The organism is Fretibacterium sp. (assembly GCF_057312375.1).
Genome location: NZ_DBHLDX010000035.1, coordinates 1 through 21,269, shown reverse-complemented (window position 1 = coordinate 21,269; position 21,269 = coordinate 1). Strand labels below are relative to the sequence as shown.

25 protein-coding genes are annotated in these 21,269 nt (G+C 63.9%); 10 read left to right on the top strand and 15 right to left on the bottom strand.

From position 1 onward, the window contains the following. The 15 genes from ACO41U_RS06725 to ACO41U_RS06655 all read right to left on the bottom strand — a co-directional run. Positions 1-275 (bottom strand): exodeoxyribonuclease VII large subunit (locus tag ACO41U_RS06725; RefSeq protein WP_485942581.1); only part of this gene is annotated, 275 nt, incomplete at its 3' end. Next, a complete protein-coding gene (nusB, locus tag ACO41U_RS06720; RefSeq protein WP_485942579.1) occupies positions 247-777 on the bottom strand; it encodes a transcription antitermination factor NusB in 531 nt (176 codons plus the stop codon). The genes ACO41U_RS06725 and nusB, both read right to left, overlap by 29 nt. Then, on the bottom strand, positions 770-1,264 hold the full coding sequence (locus tag ACO41U_RS06715; protein ID WP_485942577.1) for a hypothetical protein: 495 nt from the start codon (positions 1,262-1,264) through the stop codon (positions 770-772). The genes nusB and ACO41U_RS06715 overlap by 8 nt, the downstream gene beginning before the upstream one ends. A gap of 60 nt (positions 1,265-1,324) precedes the next feature. Further along, positions 1,325-1,849, bottom strand: a complete 525-nt coding sequence (locus ACO41U_RS06710; protein WP_485942575.1) for an Asp23/Gls24 family envelope stress response protein — start codon at positions 1,847-1,849, stop codon at positions 1,325-1,327. 12 nt (positions 1,850-1,861) lie between these two features. Further along, positions 1,862-2,314, bottom strand: coding sequence for a hypothetical protein (locus tag ACO41U_RS06705; RefSeq protein WP_485942573.1), 453 nt, complete (start codon positions 2,312-2,314; stop codon positions 1,862-1,864). A 57-nt stretch (positions 2,315-2,371) separates the two neighbouring features. Further along, positions 2,372-2,944 (bottom strand): elongation factor P, encoded by a 573-nt coding sequence (gene efp / locus ACO41U_RS06700; protein ID WP_298781330.1) that lies wholly within the window; start codon positions 2,942-2,944, stop codon positions 2,372-2,374. A gap of 161 nt (positions 2,945-3,105) precedes the next feature. Then, the gene (locus ACO41U_RS06695) at positions 3,106-4,779 is read right to left on the bottom strand and encodes a hypothetical protein (protein ID WP_485942571.1); all 1,674 of its coding nucleotides are present in this window, start codon (positions 4,777-4,779) and stop codon (positions 3,106-3,108) included. Positions 4,780-4,944: 165 nt separating this feature from the next. Continuing rightward, the gene (locus tag ACO41U_RS06690) at positions 4,945-5,565 is read right to left on the bottom strand and encodes a hypothetical protein (RefSeq protein ID WP_298781326.1); all 621 of its coding nucleotides are present in this window, start codon (positions 5,563-5,565) and stop codon (positions 4,945-4,947) included. A gap of 4 nt (positions 5,566-5,569) precedes the next feature. Continuing rightward, positions 5,570-6,118: a hypothetical protein gene (locus ACO41U_RS06685; protein ID WP_298781325.1), complete on the bottom strand. Its 549-nt coding sequence runs from the start codon at positions 6,116-6,118 to the stop codon at positions 5,570-5,572. Beyond that, positions 6,115-6,756 carry a hypothetical protein gene (locus tag ACO41U_RS06680; protein ID WP_298781323.1) on the bottom strand — a complete coding sequence of 214 codons (642 nt, stop codon included), beginning with the start codon at positions 6,754-6,756 and terminating at the stop codon, positions 6,115-6,117. Before ACO41U_RS06680 ends, ACO41U_RS06685 begins: the two co-directional genes overlap by 4 nt. Beyond that, entirely contained in the window at positions 6,753-7,688 is a 936-nt protein-coding gene (pilM, locus tag ACO41U_RS06675; RefSeq protein ID WP_298781322.1) for a type IV pilus biogenesis protein PilM, read from the bottom strand. Before pilM ends, ACO41U_RS06680 begins: the two co-directional genes overlap by 4 nt. A gap of 233 nt (positions 7,689-7,921) precedes the next feature. Next, positions 7,922-8,461 carry a hypothetical protein gene (locus ACO41U_RS06670; protein ID WP_485942568.1) on the bottom strand — a complete coding sequence of 180 codons (540 nt, stop codon included), beginning with the start codon at positions 8,459-8,461 and terminating at the stop codon, positions 7,922-7,924. After that, positions 8,458-9,432, bottom strand: a complete 975-nt coding sequence (locus ACO41U_RS06665) for a PulJ/GspJ family protein (protein ID WP_485942566.1) — start codon at positions 9,430-9,432, stop codon at positions 8,458-8,460. Before ACO41U_RS06665 ends, ACO41U_RS06670 begins: the two co-directional genes overlap by 4 nt. After that, positions 9,432-9,818, bottom strand: a complete 387-nt coding sequence (locus ACO41U_RS06660; protein WP_298781316.1) for a hypothetical protein — start codon at positions 9,816-9,818, stop codon at positions 9,432-9,434. Before ACO41U_RS06660 ends, ACO41U_RS06665 begins: the two co-directional genes overlap by 1 nt. Positions 9,819-9,820: 2 nt before the next feature. Continuing rightward, positions 9,821-11,821: an ATP-dependent DNA helicase gene (locus ACO41U_RS06655; protein WP_485942564.1), complete on the bottom strand. Its 2,001-nt coding sequence runs from the start codon at positions 11,819-11,821 to the stop codon at positions 9,821-9,823. A gap of 162 nt (positions 11,822-11,983) precedes the next feature. Here ACO41U_RS06655 and rpsT point away from each other — a divergent pair, with 162 nt between their 5' ends. The 10 genes from rpsT to ACO41U_RS06605 all read left to right on the top strand — a co-directional run bounded on the left by rpsT (position 11,984) and on the right by ACO41U_RS06605 (position 21,241). Next, positions 11,984-12,259 carry a 30S ribosomal protein S20 gene (gene rpsT, locus ACO41U_RS06650; protein ID WP_298781310.1) on the top strand — a complete coding sequence of 92 codons (276 nt, stop codon included), beginning with the start codon at positions 11,984-11,986 and terminating at the stop codon, positions 12,257-12,259. 291 nt (positions 12,260-12,550) lie between these two features. Next, the gene (locus tag ACO41U_RS06645; protein WP_298781308.1) at positions 12,551-12,880 is read left to right on the top strand and encodes a V-type proton ATPase subunit G; all 330 of its coding nucleotides are present in this window, start codon (positions 12,551-12,553) and stop codon (positions 12,878-12,880) included. After that, positions 12,867-14,852 (top strand): V-type ATP synthase subunit I, encoded by a 1,986-nt coding sequence (locus tag ACO41U_RS06640; protein WP_485942561.1) that lies wholly within the window; start codon positions 12,867-12,869, stop codon positions 14,850-14,852. Before ACO41U_RS06645 ends, ACO41U_RS06640 begins: the two co-directional genes overlap by 14 nt. Before the next feature lie 100 nt (positions 14,853-14,952). Continuing rightward, a complete protein-coding gene (locus ACO41U_RS06635; protein ID WP_298781302.1) occupies positions 14,953-15,435 on the top strand; it encodes a V-type ATP synthase subunit K in 483 nt (160 codons plus the stop codon). Between the two features lie 15 nt (positions 15,436-15,450). Continuing rightward, positions 15,451-16,029, top strand: coding sequence for a V-type ATP synthase subunit E (locus ACO41U_RS06630; protein WP_485942558.1), 579 nt, complete (start codon positions 15,451-15,453; stop codon positions 16,027-16,029). 15 nt (positions 16,030-16,044) lie between these two features. Next, complete coding sequence (locus ACO41U_RS06625) at positions 16,045-17,049, top strand: V-type ATPase subunit (protein WP_485942556.1); 1,005 nt, start codon at positions 16,045-16,047, stop codon at positions 17,047-17,049. After that, a complete protein-coding gene (locus ACO41U_RS06620; protein WP_298781293.1) occupies positions 17,039-17,377 on the top strand; it encodes a V-type ATP synthase subunit F in 339 nt (112 codons plus the stop codon). The genes ACO41U_RS06625 and ACO41U_RS06620 overlap by 11 nt, the downstream gene beginning before the upstream one ends. Before the next feature lie 104 nt (positions 17,378-17,481). Then, on the top strand, positions 17,482-19,206 hold the full coding sequence (locus tag ACO41U_RS06615; RefSeq protein ID WP_485942582.1) for a V-type ATP synthase subunit A: 1,725 nt from the start codon (positions 17,482-17,484) through the stop codon (positions 19,204-19,206). After that, a complete protein-coding gene (locus ACO41U_RS06610) occupies positions 19,196-20,605 on the top strand; it encodes a V-type ATP synthase subunit B (protein WP_298781288.1) in 1,410 nt (469 codons plus the stop codon). Before ACO41U_RS06615 ends, ACO41U_RS06610 begins: the two co-directional genes overlap by 11 nt. A 15-nt stretch (positions 20,606-20,620) precedes the next feature. Next, the gene (locus ACO41U_RS06605) at positions 20,621-21,241 is read left to right on the top strand and encodes a V-type ATP synthase subunit D (RefSeq protein WP_015556222.1); all 621 of its coding nucleotides are present in this window, start codon (positions 20,621-20,623) and stop codon (positions 21,239-21,241) included. Positions 21,242-21,269: the final 28 nt, after the last annotated feature.

Here is a 21,269-nt window from a genome sequence, read left to right as displayed (position 1 = left end):
TAGACGCCCACGCTGCCCTCGATCAGCACCTGGTCCCCGTTGCGGGGCCACTCCGGGAGCAGGTCGGCGTCTCGCCGGAACATGGCGCAGGATATCCGCGTATCCGTCCCCAGCAGGGTGAAGTAGCAGTGCCCGCTGGTGTGGCGCTTGAACTCGGCGATCTCGCCTGAGATCACGAGGGCCTTCAGCAGGAGGTCCGAGTTGAAAAGCCCCTGGATATAGGTATTCAACTCGTCTACCGTCAGCTCAGACCTGCGGGTCTTCTCCCTCTGCATCCGCTCCGCCCTCCTTTCGTTCCTCCGGGATCAAGCGGCGCACCACTCGGGCCAGGACCCCATTGACGAACCGCGCGGAATCCTCCGTCCCAAAGGACCGGGCGAGGTTCACGGCCTCGGAGATCGCCGACTTGAAGGGGAGCGCGCACTCCAGGAAGCCCTCAAAGACCGCGAGGCGCAGCACCGCGCGGTCCACGGCCACCATGCGCTCCGGCCTCCAGTTCGTCACGACGCTCAAGAGGACCTCGTCCACCTCCGCGCGCCGGGTCCAAGCTCCTCGCGCCAGGGTGCGGCAGTACTCCTTCACCGCAAGAGGTTCCGCCTCAGCGCAGCTCTCCGCCCCCAGGAAGAGCTCCAGGGCCTCCTCCAGGTCCTGCCCCGGCGCACACTCCATGGAGTACAGGAATTGAACCGCCAACTCGCGGGCCCGCCGGCGGTCCGCGTAGCCACGCTCCTGATGACTGCGGGGATGACGTTGGCTCTTACGATCCGGCTCAGACACGTCCGTCTCCGTTTCGTACCTCCTCCTGGGGCAGGAGGAAGTTCTTTCGTCTTGTGAGGAGGAAGGTGAGCCCCCGTACGACGAACCAGGCGGCGGTCCCCCAGAAGGCGGTCCAAAAAAAGCCCACCCAGCCGGCAACGACGATCAGCGCGACGGAGGACGCGAGGGCCATCCAGGCCCAGGGGCTCCTGAGGAGCGAGAACCGCGTTTCCACCCAGTCGGACCCTGGAGCGCCCCGGCTGAACCAGACCACGGAGGTGAGCATCCCCAGGGGCTCCATGAGGGCAGAAAGGCTCCTCGCAAGTCCAAGCTCGCGGGAGGCGTCGCTGGAGGACATCAGGAGCGTCAACAGCGCGTCATCTCCCGCCGCGAGGGCCAGGCCGTACAGCCTGAACCTCGAGGGCAAAAAGCCCTGAACGAAGTCGAAAAGCCCGTCGTAGGACATTCGGATCATTCCATGGGGCGTTCGTTTCCACAAAAAGTACACGTCGTCACCTCCGCAAAACGGCTCGCCCGGAAGCAGTGGTCCTGGCGGGCAACCCTCGGCTCAGGAGGGCTCCTCCGCTCGCCTGGCGCCCTCGTCGGTCGTCGGCACCTCGCCCTCTCCCGAGGCCTCGACGGGCTCCGCATCCGACGCCGACTCCGAAGGAGCGGCCGAGCCTTCGGGCTCATCCAGCGGGAGAGGGTTCTTGAGGTATATCCCCTGAACGTTGACGTTCACGGCCTTCACCGTGTAGCCCGTGTACCGCTCCAGGTTGGCCTTGACCTTTTCCTGGACGTCCCAGGCCAGGTCCGGGATGCGCTGGCCGTACTTCACCAGGACGTAGGCGTCGACGGTGATCGTCGGCGACGGCCCGTCTTCAACGGAAACGCGGATGCCGTCACCGCCCTTGCGGCCGATGCCGAACTTCGCGGAGAGCCGCGTGTTGGCCGCCTGAATGTTGGGGATGCCCAGGATCGTCTTCTTCGTCAGCTCGACGATGACATCCTCGGAAATGTGAATCACGCCGTCATAGTGCGTTTCATCGCCAAAGGGGAGGCCGGCGTCCTTCTTCTCCTGCGTCGAGTCCAAAATCAAAGCCTCCTAAGCGTCAATGTCAGCACGCCCCCGGATCGCCCTGCCACACTCGGGGCAGAGGACCTCATCGTCCGCGCCCTCCCCGCCGCTGCGATAGAAGGAACAGCTGCAGAAGGGACAGGTGATGGAGGCAAAGTCCGGGAGCGCCCGGCCGTCGCCGTCCTCCTCGTCCTCGCCATCTTCCTCGTCCCAGTCCTCAAGCGTATCGGAGAGGATCGCGTCCTTCAGCTCAAGCACCGAACCGTGCAGTTTCTCGATCAGGGACCGCAGCAGCTCCAGCGTATCGGTCGGCTCCCCTTCATCGCGGGGCAGCGCAGTCGCCCTGCCCTCCGCCTCCACCTCGAGGGCCAGCGATGAGAGGGCGTCCGCGATGGCCAAAAAGGTCCTCCGGTGCGGTTCCTCAGCGGGCATTCCATCCAGAAGACCGCGCAAATAGGCGATCCGTTCCCTCGCGTTCACAAGTTTCCGCCTCCTTAAGCTCTCGCAGTCCCCGGTCGAAGGGGCCCCTCAGGCTCGTTACTTCTTCGCGCGCTCCAGATAAAGCCCCGTGCGCGTGTCCACCACGATCTCCTCGCCGGGCTCGATGAAGACGGGGACGGTGACCACCAGCCCCGTCTCCAGCGTGGCGGGCTTGCCGCCGCCGGTGACGGTGTCCCCCTTGAAGCTGGGCGGGGTGTCCGTCACCTTGAGGGTCACGCTCTTGGGAAGCTCAATGCCCATGACCTTCCCCTCGAAGAACTCGAGCTGGATCTCAAGGTCGTCCACCAGGTACTTCGCCGCTTCCCCCAGGACCTTCGGGGAAAGCGTCATCTGGTCGTAGGTCGCCAGGTCCATGAAGACGTAGTCCTCGCCGTCGCGGTAGCTGTACTGCGCCGGCTTCTCCTCGTAGATGATGCGCTCGAACTTCTCGCCAGGCTTGAACGAGTTCTCGACGATGGAGCCCGTCTCCACGTTGCGCAGCTTGGTCCGCACCACGGCGCCGCCGCGCCCCATCTTGTGATGGTCGTAGTCCACGATCTCCCAGATGCCGTCCTGCCATCTGAACTTCAGGCCTACGTAAAAATCCGTGGTGTCCACTACCTGAGCCATACCGATTCCTCCAGTTTTTACCCGTTTTATCCGCATGAACACGGCGAAAACGAAAGTCCGGCCCTAATTATAGCGTATCGGCCGTCAAAAAAACAGGAAGGGGCGACGCAGGGCCGCCCCTTCCGAAAACACAACGTCAGATTCTGATTTCTGCCGTGCACTCACCGCGCCGCCTTGCGCGGCAACAGGGGCTCCTGCTCGATGGCTGCGTCCGGCGTGTCCAGGATGTGGGGCACCACCAGCATGACCACCTGGGTCTTGCGATGCTCATCGTATCGGTAGGTAAAGAGCTCGCCCAAGAGTGGCAGCTGCCCCAGAACGGGGATGCGAACGCGAGTTTGGGTCTTGTTATCACTGAAGAGCCCACCAATGACGAAGGGCTCGCCATCGCGCACGCGGACGTTGGTCGTCACGTGGCGCTTGGAGGTCCTGGGCATCTGCTCCCCCGTACTGCCCGTGATCATCTGCAAGACCTGCCCCGTTTCAAGGTCCAACGTGAGGTTGATCACCCCATCACGCCCTACCTTGGGAGTCATCGTCATCTGCGGACCAACCGTCTGCGTCGACCACGTCGGGTTGCCAGCGTCGTCGCGCTCGGAGATGTAGGGGTAGTCCTCCGTCAATTCGACCCTCGCCTCCATGCCGTCGATGGCGATGACGGAGGGATTGGCCAGCGTCTTTCCCTTGCCTTTTTCCTCCAGGGCACGGAAGGCTGCGTCGAACTCGCGCCAGATGCCGTGCATCGGGGTCCGTAGGTCCGTCTGAAGGGGCAGGATCGCACTGTTTTCATCCCTCAAGTTGAGGTTGCGGCCCAGGCGATTGTCGTCCGCGTAGCCACCGCGCATTCCGCCCCGCCCCGAGTAGCTGAGCCACCAGTGGTTGTACACCGCGTTCAGCGCCATCTCCACATCGTCCGTCACGCTGTCGCTGAACTCGAAGATCTTGGCGTAGATCATGACCTGCTTCCCCGGCTTATCCATTTTCTGGAGGATGTTGTTCACCTCCATCAGCTTCTGCGGGGTCGAGGTGACGTACAACGCCCTCAGGCGGGGGTCGACGAGCACGCGATCCGCCGGCAGCTTCGTCAGGTTCACCAGCAGTCCCTGGAGCACCGCCGGGTCCCCGTAGGCGATGTTGAAGGTGCGGGTTTCCTCGTTGCCGGAGAGCCGGGACAGGCCGTCCTGGGTCCCCACGACGATCGTGTCCTTCCCCACCATGTGGTAGGAGATGTCGTAGGTCCGCATCAGGTAGTCGAACGCCTCGCTGAGGGGGACGTTCTTCAGGGTCATCGTCACGAGGGCGGGGGGAAGCGACGGGTCGATGATGACGTTCTTCTTCAGGTGCGCTCCCAGCATCCGAAACACGTCGCGCAGCTCGGTGTCCCTGAGGTCCAGGGTGATCTTCGTCTTATCGGCGAAGGGCCCAACGGGCTTCGGCGCCTCCAGTTTCGGCCGCGTCTCCAAGGGCTCACGACGGATGCGTTCCTCCTCCACGCCGGCGATCATGCGGTAGGAGAACTCGTTCGACGGTGCAGAACCCCGCTTGGAGCGGACGGAAAGCGGCGCCTTCGTCTCCATGACGATCTCGACGTCATCCGAGATCTGATTGATCTGCATATCCGAGATCATCGGGGTGACGAGCGCGTGGTTGCTCATCTCCGTTCTGTCCACGTGGGTATCCCGGATGAAGAAGCTCACGCGGGTGCTCTCACAGTTCACCTCGGGCTCGGGAAGGTCCTTCCCCGAGAGGCCCAACACCACCTCCGACGCCCCTAGCTGGTAGAGCTCGAAGTTCAGGAGCATCGGGCCGTCCCATTTTTTCTCTCGACTCTCCAAGGACGCCCTCTCCGAGTCGGAGCCGCGAAGGGCCTCGCGCCTCTCTCTCTCATGGTCTCTCCCCCAAACCAGGGATGGGATCCCAAGGGTCAGCGAAAGAACCAGTGCCCAAACAACCGCCTTAAAAGTAAGTCGTTTCATCTGTATCTCCCATCTCCTGAGCTCTTAAAATCCTGGGGTGATATTCCAGGTTTTTTTCTTCCAACGGACGACGACCTTGTCGTTCATGATGCGCACGATGCGCCCCTCCCGATTCAGGAAGGTGTCGCCCTGCTTCACAAGAAGCCCCGTTCCCACGCCCGCGATGTCGATGAGCGCCGTCCTCGTCTTGCCCATAAGCATGATGGCCCGCAGGGTGATCTCGGGCGGTGGCTCGACGACCTCCTCCACCTGAGGAGCCACGGCACCGCCTCCAGGAAGAGCAAGTTCGGGCGGGAGCGCAGCCATCCGCAGCGACGGGTCGTCAAAGACGTACTTTCCCATGTCCTTCATGGTCTGCGCCGTCATCGCGCTGCCCGAACGGCGGGCCGACGCGTCGCGCACCTCGGCGATCATATCTTCCAGCCGCTTCCTGTCCTCATTCACGCTGGTGGGGGTCACCGACGCCGTGAACGTCTTCTCCTGCCGCAATTGCTGCAACTCAAGATAGCTGTACACCGCCCAGGCGGTTCCTCCGATGAAGACGAGAAAGAGCAGGAGCCGCAACACACGGGCGGAGCCCTCGCTCATCACTCCGGTGAAGTTGCCCCAGGCATAAGCCATCGCTTCGCGCCAAGTTGACTGCATGGCCCTACCTCCTGCTGTTGTTGGCGGCGACGATAGCCTCCACGGTCACGTCGGCCTCGACGCGTCCCAGCGGTGCATTCTTGCTATCGCTGCTGTTCCGGTTTTCGTTCTGCCGCACGGTCAAGTTGACCACGCGCACCGTCATGGGAAGGCCGCGCCACGCAGCCAGCACCTGCACCATGTCGTAGTAGTCCCCCCGTAGCGTCATCGCGATGGTCCCTACGCCCTCTTTGTTGACGCCCTGCTGACGCGTGGACAGTATCTCCACGCCCTTGTCCTGCACCGCCTGCTGGACGTTGGCGTAGAAGTCCATGTCGTCCGAGGCCACATTGACATGATAGTTATCAAGCTCATTGAAGGCCTCCGTGAAGACCTTCTTCTGCTCCATGAGGGCCTCCGTCGCGCTCGTCAGGTCCACGCGGCGCTGCTCCAGCTCGTCGTACTGAGCCTGGAGCTCCCGCACGCGCTTGTCCAGGAACCAGACGCCTCCGATCAAAGAGGCGCACAGCAGGAAGAAGAGGAGCGTAAGAACTACGACCTTGTTGTCCTTCATTGTGGGTTGGGCTCCTTTCCTGCGGAGTCGTCGGAATTCATCGCTTTCATGTTGATCTGCCCGAAGGGCCATAGGTCCAGGTGGAGTTTAAAGTTCACTCGTCCCGTCTTTTCGTCTTTCTCGGAACTTGGCATCGTCACGCCGCTAAAGACCCCGCTCCCACTGAGCCCCGTCGTCAGGGCGGTGATCTGGTCCTCCACGAGCGCCGTGGCGTCTACGTCCGCCGTATAGGCAACTGTATCCGCCCCCTCGACCTTCCCAGGAACGAAATGAATGGATATCATTCCCATCCCCTGGTCCATGTTGGTTTCAATGGCGCTCAATGCCTCGATCGTGGGGGGTTCATTCCGCATGATCTCCAGGGTCTTTGCGTACTGCTGCTCCCTGTTCTTCAGGCGAGCGATCTCCGCCGTCAGCTCGTTCTGGTCGGCCTCAAGCTTGGCGACCGCCTCTTCCCCCATCTCGATATCCGAGGCCAAAGCCCGAGTTTCCAAGAAGGCCATCACGATGTAGCCGATGCCCGTCGCCAGGAAGGCCAGGAGCAGAAGGATGGCCAGGATACGCGTGGCGTTGAACGAATGGCGCTTTCTCCTCCTCGCCAGGTACTCCGGAGGACAGAGGTCAAATTGTACTCTCATATCGCATCCCTCAAAGCCAGGCCAATGGCCACGTCAAAACCGGGGACGCTGCCAAGGTCTGAACGAATCTGCCAGGCAGACCAAACGTCGGAAACGACGACGTTTAGCGACGCCCCACTCTCCAAAAGCGCCTTGAGCCTCGGATTCTCTCCCAGGCTGCCCCCCAGGATCAGGTGGCGGATCGCGAGGTCCCGATACTGATTGCGGGCAAAAAGGATCGTATTCTGGACGTCCTGCGCAATGGGCATCAGCGCCTCGTCCGCGCTGCGGCTCATGGGGTTGCGGAGGTCCGCCAGGGTGGATCGGTAGAGGATGCCGTTATCCCGATAGCCCAAGATGATGTTGGTCACCTCGGGCTCGATGCCCAGGACGAAGTAGGCGTCGTTTCGGGCGGTCCGCCCCACCGATGCCCTGAAGAAGGCCACGTTCATCGGCTCCACCGCCCCTACGGGAATATCCGCGCGCTCCGTCAGCCTCAGGAGGTCACTCACGTAGGTCCGGCGTGCCGTAGCCACCAGGACCGTCGTCTTCTGCTCCACGCCCACGGGCACGTCCACCTCCACGATGTCCGCCGCGGCCTCGTTCCACGCATAGGGGAAGTAGCCCTCGAACTCAAGGGACAGGGCGTCCCGAATGTCCGCCACCGGCATCTTGGGATAGTCGATCAGCCTCAGGATCACATCCCGTCCCGGAATCCCCAGCGCCACCGGACAGGAAAACTTTCCCACCTGCCCCTTGAAGTCGTCAAACGCCTTCTCCAGCAGGTTGAACTGCTGTATCGACTCCCGCGAGATGCATCCCGCAGGCAGAGGAAAGACCTCCTGCCGGCGAACCTTGAAGCCCTGCCCATCACGCTCCAACTCAATGTAGCGAAGGGAGTCCTCGTGAAGGGCCAGGCCCGCGTACACGCCTTTCTTGTTTCCAGAAAGCAACCTCCTGCCTCCTTCCGGCAAGTTCGCAAAGATTCACCCCATCACGAGGCAACGCAAAATCACTTTACCCCACTGTATTCATGGGGAAAAGCGCCCTGTCCAGTTCGCCTCCATCCGACAGAGTGACTACCGACTTATACTTAGTCCTCAGTATTTTACATTAAAGACAGCAACAATGGAACAAAATTTATCGCAGAATATCAAAGAAAATGATAAAAAAGTGACATGGCAACTCAAAGCCACACCTCCTGCCACAGCAGCGGGGCAGGGTCGAGCACGAAGGTCCGCCCTCCGCCCGGGAGTGTCACCTCCCGGGCAGCCACCGCAACCTCCAGCATCATGGCCGGCCCCGAGTCCGCCGGCTTGACGACCCGGATGAGAAAGGCGCCTCGGCACGGCGGAAAGAAACTCTCCACGCTACGCTCCTCTTGCCACCGCGCCAACGGGACGCCCTCGACACTGTAGTCCAGATCGTAGACGCTCACCACCGTACCATCCTCTCCCACCTCCCGAAACAGCCGGAGCCCCGAGAAGTCGATCGGGGGCGTTCCTCGTGGGCCGGGGAGCCTACCCGCCTTCAACTCCTTCTTCAGCCAATGGCGCCCCACCTCCGCCATCGAGGCAAGCTGCACCCTGCCCGCAAAGCGCCATCGGCTCGACGCGGACGAGGCGTGGGCCCACTCGAGGAGCAGAAAGGTTTCCGTCCCCACCAACGCGGCGGTGAAACAGAACAACATCACAGCCCAAAGCGCCGCTCCCGGTCTCCTTCTCATAGGTTCTCGATCCTCCAGGACGCACGGGCCACGCAGAGTTCGTGGCGTCCGAATTCTGCTTTCCAAGGGGCGTCCTCCGGCCACGCCACGGGACGCCCTCCTCCGCCGAAAGCTGAAGAGCCTCCTGACGCCAGCACCCAGAGGTCCAGACACCTCAACCCCGGCCTCCATTCTGCCCATAGGGCCAGAATCCCCGCCTCCCGCGGGTAGAAGTTCGGCGGATACCAGTCCGCCTCCATCCCCTGAAAGCAAAGCGTCTCGTTCCGCACGCAAAAGCGCTCGCACCGCAGGAGGTAGAGCTCGGCCACGGAGGGCGCTTCGAGGGGGAGAGGGGCGGAAGGGGCAGGCCGGAGCGTGGCCTGCCGTCCGGACAGGGAGGCCACGTGGACGGGAAGCCCCGTCAGGGGGAGAACTCCCCAGCTCCGCAGGTCCTGAAAGGGCCCGCTGCGAAAGGGCGCCCCAGAAGCGGCTGAGATGACGGTGAAGCGCGCCCTCTGCCCCGGCTTGAGGTCTGCGCTCCCATCCTCCGCCCTCAGGATCATCCCCGACGGCAGGGCATAGAGGAGGCAGAACGCCGTTCCGGCGAAGACTCCGTCCTTCTCCGCCGCCGGGACGAGGCCAATCGGCCCTTCCCGGTAGACGCGGACCCCACGGAAGGAGTCGGGCCAGCCCGCTATCTGCGGAGCGTCCGAGACGCCGCGCCCCAGAGCCCTCTGAAGCGCCCCGCTGCCGCTGCAGGCCGAGAGTCCCAGGCCGACGTGCAGGGCCCTCGGCTCGATGAAGGCGACGACCCTCAGGGCGCGGTCGCGGGCCAGGAGCTGCCGTGAGGTACGGCTGGAGGACAGGACGACCCAGCGGTACCCCGCCGTCAGAATCGCCCCCAGACACGCCGCGATCATGAACCCCACCAGGAGCTCCGCCAGGGTGAAGGCTCGCGAGGTCGAAAGGCGGCAGCAACGTCGGATGCCCACTAGAACGTCCTCGTCTGGACGAGGGGCGCACTCGCTCCCCGCGCCCGGACCGTCAGGGTGACGCGAAGGGCGCCGCGGCTACCGGCGCTGCAGTCCCAACTGAAGGAGAGCGCGCCGTCGGGCGTCGTTCGAGGCATGGCCGCTAGAGCCCTCTTCGACGCAGGGCGGTCCACGCGGCTGAACCACCACTGCGCGCCGTACTGGCAGGCGTCCAGGCGCTGCAACTCCGCCTGGGCGCGGAGGCTGCCAGCCAGCGTCCCGAAGACGGAGGGCAGGATCAGGGCCAGGATGAAGGAGGCCATCAGGACCTCCACCAGGGTCTCCCCGCGGCGCACGCGCCCCGCGGCCCGTAAAAGCTTCCTTTTAAAGGCGCTCGTCGTCCTCAAGGTCAAACCCCCTCCACGGAGAGCTTCCGGAGGCGGCAGGGCGGGAAGGCGGAGAGGATCCTCCAGTCCTTCCGCTCCACGGCCCGGACGTCCAGCAGGACCACGCGCCCGTGGTCCGAGGAGCTGCGGATCAGCCTTCCCGCCGCCTGCCGAAGGAGGATTCGGGCCGTGGGGAGCGTAACGCGGACGAACCCCTTGCCGCCCTCCAGTTCGTTGCGCGCCCGAACCATGGGGTCGTTGGGATGGGGGAACGGGATGCGGTCGATGATCACCTGAGTCAGCCCCTCCCCCGGAACGTCCACCCCCTCGCGAAAGGAGATGCTTCCGATGAGGGTGGAGGTCTCGTCCTCCGTGAATTTTTTGAGGAGCTGTCGCTGGGGCATATCGCCTTGAACCAGCACCGAGTAGCCGCGATCCCCCGTCCTCATCCGGTCCGCGAAGGCGTTCAGCAGCCTCAGGGACGAGAGCAGCACCAGCGTGCGCCCGCCGTTTTTGTCGCACAGCCGCTCCATGATCCGACACATGCGCTCGTCGTACCCCGGCTCCCCGACGTGCAGTCCAACGTCCAGGACGAGGACCTCCATCTGGCGCGAGAAGTCGAAGGGGGAGTCCACCACGAGGCTGCGATCCGGGACGATGCCCGTCTCCCGGCTCCAGAAGTCGAAGCTCCCCCTTTGGGTCAGCGTGGCCGACGTCAGGACGAGCTTCTCCGGCGCCTCCTTCTGCAGGACCTCCTGGACGATCTCCGAAGCCGCCACGGGCTTGCTGGTCAACGCGCCGGACTCCGCCCAGTAGGCCCAGCTGGGGAAACGGGCCGCCGACAGGCACCAGATCAGGTTGCGCTTGAACTCGCGCACGTCGTCGATCCAGCGCATCAGCTCCGCGCCGCGCGCCGCCTCCCCCTTGTCGGAGAAGCTCCCGGCCATGAAGCGCTCCTCGAAGGCCTGCAGGGGGCGCAACAGGAGGTCCGCCTCCTCGGCCACCGCCTGCCCCTGATGGAGCAGCTCCTCGTTCGGAGCCGAGAGCTCTCCCCCGCGGGGCAGGAGGAGGGGCAGGGTCGTGAAGAGCTTCCGCAGCTCCTCACGGGCGCGGGAGGCGTGGGTCTGCAGCTCCTCGACCGGCACGAACTGAGCGCGGAGCAGGGGCGCGAACCCCTGAAGGACGCGCGGGCCGAAGAGGCCGGGGCCGCTCTCCGCCCCAACGCGGACGGCCGACGAGGACCTCACGGCGTCGGGGATGCGGTGGGCTTCGTCGCAGAGCAGCCAGTCGTACCGCAGGGGGAAGGCCCCGCCCCCCTCAAGGATGTGAGAGAAGAACAGGTTGTAGTTGGCTACGGCGACGTCCCAGTCCTGGGCCCTGCGGTAGGCCCGCACCACGAAGCAGCGGTCCCGATAGGGACAGGCCGGGCCCACGCACTGCCGAGCCCCCGCCGACAGGTCCGCCGTCAGGGGGTTTGAGGGGGAGAGCCCCAGCTCGGCCAGATCCCCCGTCTCCGTCTCTTGAAGCCACCGCTTGATCTCCTTTGGTTCATCAGGTCCCGCGTCGAAGAGCGAGGGGCCCGAAAGGCTGCCGGCCCTGCGGAGGCAGGCGTAGTTGGCCCGTCCCTTCAGGAGCCCGAAGCGGAGGTCGGAGTCCAGGAGCTCCGCCAGGCGCGGCAGGTCCTTCCCGATCACCTGCTCCTGAAGCGCGATGCTGGCCGTCAGGAAGAGGATTCTGGCCCCCTGCCGCCGGGCCTCCATGAGGGCGGGGACCAGCACGGCAAAGGTCTTCCCCACCCCCGTAGGGGCCTCCAGGGCGAGGACGGCGGCGTCGGCATCCCTCAGGAACCCCTGAACGGCCAGGGCGGCCTCCAGCTGCTGAGGACGAAACTCGTAGCTGGGAAGGCGCGACATCTTTCCCGACGGGGAATAAAAGTCCTTCAGAGAAAGTTCCGTGGTATAATTCACCTCAATGCCGACGACTTTTTGGAGGACTCGCGGCGCCCCGTTCAGGGGTGCGTTCAAAGCGCTCTCTCCGACGGCGGCGGATTATTTTAAATGAAAGCGCCGTCAAGGCTTGCACACCTATTATACAGAATGTTACAATGCATTGCGTTGTATTTTAAGGGGCAGGGCTTTCGGGCACAAGCTCGAACGGGCGTCTGAACCGGAGGGGGGTGAAGGTCCATGCCAAACAAGCAATCGGCAAAGAGGCGCGTCCGCATCGAGGAGCGCAATCGTCTCTACAACCGCTACTGGACGACGCGGTGCAAGACCGCCGTCAAGAAGCTCCTGGAATCCGTGGAGGCCGGGGACGGCGAGGCCGCAGCCAGGAATTTCAACCTGGCCCAGAGCGTGCTCGACAAGGCCGTGGTGAAGGGCGTGATGCACCGCAACACGGCGTCCCGCCGCAAGGAGCTGATGGCTCGCGCCATCAAAGGTCTGAGCAGGTCGGAGGCGTAGGCCCGTCGGCCGTTCGTTTGAATCAAGAAGAGGGGGGCCCTCAGCGGCAACCCTTTTTTTGTATCGAGTGGCGCGTGCGCCGTTTTGTTTTACTTTCAGGAACGAAAATAATATAATGGAAAGGTGTGCTTTCAGCCGTTTCTCGAGCGCGCTGCGGCGCAGAGGCGGACTTGGGGCACAGGAAGCCCGACCCTTGCAAAAATGGTGAACTCATTTCTCCCTTGAGGGCTTCGGACGCACCACCCCGTTATTTTCGTTTCCCTTTTGCGTTGCGAGAGGAGGTGAAGAACGATGGCAGACAATCCAACCATAGCGGAGATCAAGGCGGCAGAGGAGAGGGCGGCCGCAGGCGTCCAGGACGCCAAGTCGGCAGCCGCCCGCAGGCTGAACCAGGCCCGAACGGACGCGGAGAGCACGTTGAAGGAAACCCGCCAGTCGGCGGCGCGTCAGTTCCGCGAGAAGCTGCACAGGGCGGAAGAGGCGGCGGAGATCAAGGCAAAGGATATCCTGTCCAAGCGCGAGGCCGACGCCAAGGACTTCTACGCGAAGCACAAGGACAAGGTCGCCGGTGCGGCCTCCTGGATAACGGAAGAGGTGATGGGTAGATATGGGCGTGGCTAAACTCAAAAAAGCGGAGCTGTATTATCACAAATCCGTTCATGAGGAGATCGCTGAGGCCCTGCAGGAAACCGGCGTCTGCCAGATCATCGGCTCGTCCGAGGAGGCCCTGCGTCCGGCCGACGTCGAGGCCAGGCTGACCGAGAGCGAGGGACGCCTGTCGGACGTGCGCTACCTCATGCGCACGCTGACCCCCTACTACGACGACCCCGTATCCTCCCTGGACAGGACGCTGGGCGAGCGCTCGCTCATCTCCATGTCGGACCTTTCAAAGCTCGCCGGTGAGACGGACCTCGGCGCCGTCGCGTCGCGCGTCCGCGACCTGGAACACGAGATCGCGGAGGCGCGGCTCGAGCTCTCTCAGCTGAGGGCGAACAAGGCGCTTCTGGCGGGACTGGAGTTCCTCCCCTACCCGCTCTCCTCCATCACGGAAGGAACGCAGCGCCTGGCCGGCCTCCTAGGCACGGTTAAGACGGAACAACTCAAGGCCCTGCAGGGAGCCCTCGAGGCCTTTTCCAAGGACACGGAGCTCATCCTGGAGCCCCACGACGCAAAGGCGGCCGAGGTGCGGGTCCTCCTCTACTACTCGCGCGACAAGGGCGCGGCAGTTTTGGACGCCTGCACGAAGAACGGCCTGTCCGCCATCGAGGTCCCCGCTTCCTTCAGGGGGACGGTCCAGGAGGAGGCCGTGAAGGCGGACGCCGCCCTCCTCGACCTCGAAAAACGGGAGGCCGCCCTGCTGAGCGACCTCAAGCGGGAGGCCGAGAGGTGGATGCCCGCGGTGCAGAAGCTCTCGGACTACTGGAACAGCCTCGCGCAGCGGTATCAAGCCCTGGGCAGGAGCGACGAAACGGAGCGCACCATGCACACGCGCTTCTGGGTGCCTGCGAAGGACGCGGCACGGGTCCAGAAGAAGGTCGAGGCCATCAGCCCCAACGTGGCCCTGACCCTGAGCGACCCGGCGGAGGACGAGGAGCCGCCGACGCTCCTGGAGAACGGCAGCCTCATCCGTCCGTTCAACATTCTGACGGAGCTCTACTCGCCCCCGAAGTACCGGGGCATCGACCCCACACCCCTTCTGGCGCCCTTCTTCTTCCTCTTCTTCGGCATGTGCCTGGGGGACGCAGGGTACGCCATCGTCATGCTGGGAACCATCTGGTGGGCGTTTAAGAAGTACCGACGCATCCCCATGGGCGTGAAGGACTTCATCACGCTCTTCGCCTTCAGCGCCGTTTCGACCTTCGCCTACGGCGTCGTCAGCGGGAGCTTCTTCGGCAACTTCATCGACTCCTTCCTCCCCTTCCTGGTCCCCCTGAAGAACGCGCTGATGCTGGTCGATCCGATGACCAACCCGATGCAGGTGCTGGGCATCTCCCTCCTGCTGGGCGTCGTCCACCTGATGTTCGGCCTCCTGATCGCAGCCTACGACAACTTCCGACAGGGGAACCTCGTCGACGCCATCGGAGCGGACATCTCCTGGTTCCTCCTGATCGTGGGGCTCTCTTTCCTCGGCACGGGGATGGGCGGCATCCTGCCGCCACACTTTGCCCTGCTGGGCAAGATCATGGCGATCACGGGGGCGGTCATCGTCTTCTGGTACGCGGGCCGCGAGAAGACGAACATCTTCGGCAAGGTCATCTCAGGATTTTTGGCCCTCTACGGCTCCACGTCCTACCTGGGCGACATCCTGAGCTACAGCCGCCTTCTGGCGCTGGGGTTCGGCTCGGCGGTCATCGGCATGATCATCAACCTGCTGGGCGGCATGGCGGCGGAGATCCCCTACATCGGGTGGCTCATCGCCGTCGTCGTCATCGTCGGCGGACACATCTTCAGCATCCTCATCAACATCCTGGGGGCCTTCGTACACCCCCTGCGTCTGCAGTACGTCGAGTTCTTCGGCAAGTTCTACACGGGCGGAGGCGAGCCCTTCACCCCCCTCGTCAACACGGAGGAGTACGTGGAGATCGCCGATTAACGCGCCGGATCGCGGGAATTTTCCCGCAGAACACGCTTTATAAAAACGACGGCAGGGCCTCGAACGCCGTGCCGAAAATTCGAAGGGAGTGCTTGGTATTATGGATCTTTTGGGACTGTCTCTGGCTCTGTTTGGCGCCGCGCTGGCCGCGGCACTGTCCGGCATCGGCTCGGCCATCGGCATCGGCATCGCCGGTGAGAGCGCTGCGGGCGTCATGACGGAGGACCCCAACAAATTCGGAAGCTGCCTCATCCTTCAGGCCCTTCCCGGAACGCAGGGCATCTACGGCCTTTTGATCACCTTCTTCGTCCTCAACAAGCTCGGGCTCCTGGGCGGCGCAGGCGCCGTGGCGCTGAACTGGAACCAGGGGCTTCAGATCTTCGCCTCCTGCATGCCCATCGCCATCGTCGGCTGGATCTCCGCCATCTATCAGGGGAAGACCTCCGCGGCCTCCATTCAGATGATCTCGAAGAAGCCTGAGGCCATGGGCAAGGCGATCATCCTCCCGGCGATGGTGGAGACCTACGCGGTTCTGGCCCTCCTCACGAGCATTCTGATGCTTATGGGAGTTCAGGTTCAGTAGGGCAGGTGACTCCACATGTCACTTGCCGATATCAAAGCGAAGATCAGCGCGGAGTCGCAGGCCGAGATTCAGGCCATCGAGTCCGAAGCCGACGCGAAGGTCCGTCAGATCAATCAGGAGCTGAACGCAGAGGTCAAGAGCGTTAAGGACACCTACGCCTCCCGCTTCGCAAAAGAGGAGCCGGAGGTCCTGAGGCGCCGCGAGATCGTGGCCGGGATCGACGCCAACAAGGTTGACCTGGGCGTCCGCCGCCGCCTCGTGGACGACGCCTTTGCGGCCTCCCTGCGCAAGCTCGCCGACCTCCCCGCGGACGCCTGCCTCAAGTTCGCCTCCAGGCTGCTCAAGGAGGCGGTGTCCTCCGGGCACGAGGCCGTCGTCGTAGGGAAGGACGAGAAGCACCTGAACCAGGGGTGGCTCGACGGCTACAACGCCGAAAACGGGACGTCCCTGACGCTGTCGCAGGAACGCCTGCCCATATCGGGCGGCTTCGTGCTGAGGGATGAGAAGATCGACACCAACTGCTCGTGGGAGATGCTGCTTGAGGACGTTCGCCCGGAGATCGAATCCGAAGTTGTCAAGAAGCTGTTCTCCTAAGGGGAGGGGTCGGCTATGAGTTACGTGTACACCGTGGCCAGGCTCAGGGGGATGGAAACGCACCTCCTTGACGCGGCCTTCTTCTCAAGGCTCATCGACAGCTCCACCCTTGAGGACGCCCTGAAGGCCCTGAGCGAAACATCCTATGCTCAGTGGCTGACGCAGGCGGGGGGCGAGGACTTCGATAAGGCCATCGACGAGGAGCTCCTGGCGACGTGCCGAGAGCTGGGGCAGTTCGTGCCGGACGAGGGGCTTCTGACCCTGTTCCGGATGCCCTACGACTACCACAACGTGAAGGTCGCCCTCAAGAGCCTTTTCAGGGTCCGCGGCGGCGATGCCGAGGGGCGCAGGCACGACCTGCTCTCCCCCCTTGGCGCCTTCCCTTCCGAAGAGCTGGTCGAGGCCATCAAAACGGAGGAGTTGGGACACCTCCCCTACGGGCTGGCCGACGTCGTGCCCCACTGCTGGACGCTGTGGGACCAGACGAAGAACCCCCAGGCGGTGGAGCTCCTGCTGGATCACCACCTGTTCGCGGCGATGCTCCGCATCGCCGGAGAGCTTGAGATGCCGGACGTCGTTCGGTGGGTGCGGCATCGGATCGACGCCGAGAACCTCAAGAGCGCCATCCGGCTTGCCCGTATGCGCTACGACGTCGCGAAGGGGCTTCCCTTCTTTCACGACGGGGGCTTTATCCGGGCGGCGGACGTTGCGCGCCTCCTGGGAGAGCCGCAGGAAACGTGGGGAAAGATCCTCTCCTACACGGATATCGGGGCCGTTCTGGACGTGCTTCAGGAGGGCTCCGACGTACAGGCCGCGCTGTCGGACGTCTCTAAGGCCCTAGACGAGTACCTCATCCGGGTCCTTGAGAGGGTGCGGTACTCCACGAACGCACCGGCCAACGTCCTCCTCTACCTCCTGACGAAGGAGGCCGAGGCCCGCAACCTGCGCATCGCGCTGGTGTGCGTGGCGGGCGGACTGAGCCGCGAGTTCTCAAGGAGGTTGCTGAGCCATGCCCGATAACCGTTCCCTGCCGATGGCGGCCATCGGTAGCTACGAGATGGTCCTGCCGTTCCAGGCCGTGGGCGTCAAGACCGTGGTGCTGGAGGGGGAGAAGCGCGACTCCTTCGAGGAGCTTCTGGAGAAGCTGGCCCGCGAGAGCTACGCGGTCGTCTTCATCCAGGAGGACCTCTTCGTCGACTTCGGCGGGAAGGTCCAGGAGGTCAACGACCGCTACCCCACGAGCGTCCTGCCCATCCCCGGCCCCTCCGGGACGAGCGGGGCGGGGCTTGAATCCATCCGCAGCAGCGTCGAGAAGGCCGTCGGAATGGACATCTTTGCCGAGAGGTAGTTTCACATGAAAAAGTACAGGCGGAGGCGATAAGAGTGCCTAACGAAAATGCAGTTAAGGGAACGATAGAGCGTATCTCCGGCCCCCTGGTAGTCGCCAGGGGAATGCTGGGCGCCAGCATGTCCGACGTGGTCCACGTCGGCACGGCGGGCCTGGTCGGAGAGATCATGGACATGGATGGGGACAAGGCGTCCATCCAGGTCTATGAGGAGACGTCCGGCCTGAAGCCGGGAGAGCCCGTCGTCTGTCTTGGCGAGCCCCTGAGCGTCGAGTTGGGGCCTGGGATCATCGAGCAGTTCTACGATGGGATCCAGCGCCCGCTGGAGCTGATCGAGAAGGCGGCAAAGAGCCCCTACATCTCCCGCGGGATCAGCGTGCCCGCCATCGACCACGCGAAGAAGTGGAAGTTCGAGCCCCGCGTGAAGGTGGGCGACACGGTCGAGACGGGCGACGTCCTTGGCGTCGTGCAGGAGACCGTCGTGGTGGAGCATCGCATCCTGGTGCCCGTGGGCATGAAGGGGACCGTAAAGAGCGTGAACGGCGGGGACCACACTGTGCTCGACGTGGTGGCCGTGCTCGATGACGACGGCGTGAAGCACGAGGTCACCATGCTCCAGCGCTGGCCCGTGCGCAAGCCGCGGCCCGTGTCGAGGCGCCTCGCCCCCAACGTCCCCATGACGACGGGACAGCGCGTCGTGGACACGTTCTTCCCGGTGGCCCTCGGCGGGACTGCCTGCGTCCCCGGCCCCTTCGGCTCAGGGAAGACGGTGATCCAGCACCAGTTCGCCAAGTGGGCTCAGGCGCAGATCGTGGTCTACGTCGGCTGCGGCGAGCGCGGCAACGAGATGACGGACGTGCTCCTCGAGTTCCCGGAGCTGGACGACCCTCAGACGGGGCAGCCCCTGATGAAGCGCACGACGCTCATCGCCAACACCTCCAATATGCCCGTGGCCGCCCGTGAGGCCTCCGTCTACACGGCCATCACCATCGCGGAGTACTACCGCGACATGGGCTACTCCGTCGCCCTCATGGCGGACTCCACCAGCCGCTGGGCGGAGGCCCTGCGCGAGATGTCGGGGCGCCTCGAGGAGATGCCCGGCGAGGAAGGATATCCCGCCTACCTGGGCACCCGCCTCGCCTCCTTCTACGAGCGCGCGGGGCGCTGCGTCGTCCTGGGCAAGGAGGGCCGCGAGGGCTCCATCACCGTCATCGGGGCCGTTTCGCCTCCCGGCGGTGACCTCTCCGAGCCCGTCACCCAGAACACGCTGCGCGTCACGAAGGTGTTCTGGGGACTTGACGCCAACCTGGCCTACCAGCGCCACTTCCCCGCCATCAACTGGCTGAACAGCTACTCGCTCTACACGGACCGGCTGGACGTGTACTGGAACGAGAAGTTCGACGACGAGTGGAGCGGCCTTCGGGTGGAGGCCATGAGCCTTCTGGAGAAGGAGGCCCAGTTGAACGAGATCGTGCGCCTGGTGGGCATCGACGCGCTTTCCCGCGACGAGCGCATGGTCATGGAAACGGCGAAGTCCCTTCGCGAGGACTTCCTGCACCAGAACGCCTTCCACGAGATCGACACCTACGCCTCGATGGAGAAGCAGTTCAAGATGCTGAGGATGATCGTCCGCTTCCATCACCTGGGGCTCGACGCCCTGCACAGGGGCGCCCCCATGAACGAGCTGTTCAACCTCCCGGTGCGCGAGCAGATCGCCCGTATGCGCTACCTCGAGGAGTCGCAGATCTCGCAGATCGACAAGCTGGAGGACACGATGAAACAACAGATCAACGGAATCGTCCCTGTGGGAGGTGAAGGAAATGTTGCCTAAGGAGTACAGGACCATATCCAACATCTCCGGCCCCCTGATGATGGTGGAGAGCACCCAGGACGTCCGTTACGACGAGCTGGCGGAGATCGAGCTGGCAAGCGGCGAGAGGCGGCGCGGCCGCGTCCTTGAGATCGAGTCCGACCGTGCGCTGGTGCAGGTTTTCGAGGGCACCTCCGGCATCGACACGAACGAAACGAAGGTTCGCTTCCTGGGCAAGGTGCAGACCCTGCCCGTGTCCCGCGGCATGTTGGGCCGCGTCTTCAACGGCCGCGGCGAGCCCATCGACGGCGGCGCCCCCCTGATCGCAGAGCAGACCCTGGACATCAACGGGATGCCCATGAACCCCTACTCCCGCGACTTCCCCTCGGAGTTCATCCAGACGGGCATCTCGACGATCGACGGGCTGAACCCCATGGTCCGCGGTCAGAAGCTGCCCATTTTCTCGGCGTCGGGGCTCCCCCACAACCGCATGGCGGCACAGATCGCGCGCCAAGCCACCGTCATCAGCGGACATGAGGACTTCGCCGTCGTGTTCGCGGCCATGGGCATCACCTTCGAGGAGGCCTCCTTCTTCATGGAGGACTTCCGCAAGACGGGCGCGCTGGAGCGGACGGTGCTCTACATCAACCTGGCGGACGACCCCGCGATCGAGCGCATCAGCACGCCGCGCATCGCCCTGACCGCCGCGGAGTACCTGGCGTTCGAATGCGGCATGCACGTCGTGGTCATCCTGACGGACCTCACGAACTACTGCGAGGCCCTGCGCGAGATCTCCGCGGCGCGCAAGGAGGTCCCCGGCCGCCGCGGCTACCCCGGCTACCTCTACACGGACCTCGCGACGATGTACGAGCGCGCCGGCCGCCTGAAGGGCAAGGTGGGTTCCATCACCCAGATCCCGATCCTCACCATGCCGGAGGACGACAAGACGCACCCCATCCCCGACCTCACGGGCTACATCACGGAGGGCCAGATCATCCTGAGCCGCAGCCTGCACCGTCAGGGCATCTACCCGCCGGTGGACGTCATGCCCTCCCTGTCCCGACTGAAGGATAAGGGCATCGGCAAGGACAAGACCCGGGAGGACCACGCAGACCTGATGAACCAGTTGTTCGCCGCCTACTCCCGCGGCAAGGACGCGAAGGAGCTGGCGGTCATCCTGGGCGAGGGCGCGCTCTCCGACGAGGACAAGGCCTTCGCCAAGTTCTCCGACGTCTTTGAGGACACGTACATCCGCCAGGGCGAGTACGAGAACCGCACGATCCAGGAAACCCTCGACCTGGGCTGGAACCTGCTCACCATGGTCCCGACCAAGGAGTTGAAGCGCGTCCGCGACGCCTACATCGACAAGTACTTGAAGCCTCTGCTCGAGAAGAAGGCGGCACAGGGAGCGAAGGCCTGAGGGGGGCGGTGAGCGATGGCACGCATCAACGTGAACCCCAACCGCATGGAGCTCTCCAAGCTCAAGAAGCGGCTGACGACAGCCGTCAGGGGCCACAAGCTCCTGAAGGACAAGCAGGACGCCCTGATCAAGGCGTTCCTGGAGAAGGCGCGCGCGGGCAAGGAGCTGCGGGAAAAGGTCGAGAAGGAGCTGGCGGAGTGCTACGGCACCTTCGTGCTCTCCCGTGCGCAGACGACCCCCGAAGTGCTGGAGCAGGCGCTCATGTTCCCCGGCGCGAGCTGTTCGCTGTCCGTGAAGTGGCGCAACGTCATGAGCGTCATGGTCCCGGAGTACGACGTCGAGCAGGAGGGCAACCCCGTGAACTACGGCTTCGTCTCCGTCCCCGTGCTGCTGGACACCGCGCTTGAACAGTTCAGCAAATTGATCCTCCGGCTCCTGGAGATGGCGGCGGAGGAAAAGGCCATCCGCATGATGGCCGGCGAGATCGAACGCACCCGGCGGCGGGTCAACGCCCTGGAGTACGTCATGATCCCCAACTACAAGGAAACGATTCGCTACATCAGCATGAAGCTGGACGAGCAGGAGCGCTCCACGCTCAGCCGCCTCATGAAGATCAAGGAGATCGTTTCGGCCTAGAGCCGACGGCCCACGCCACAAGAGGTCC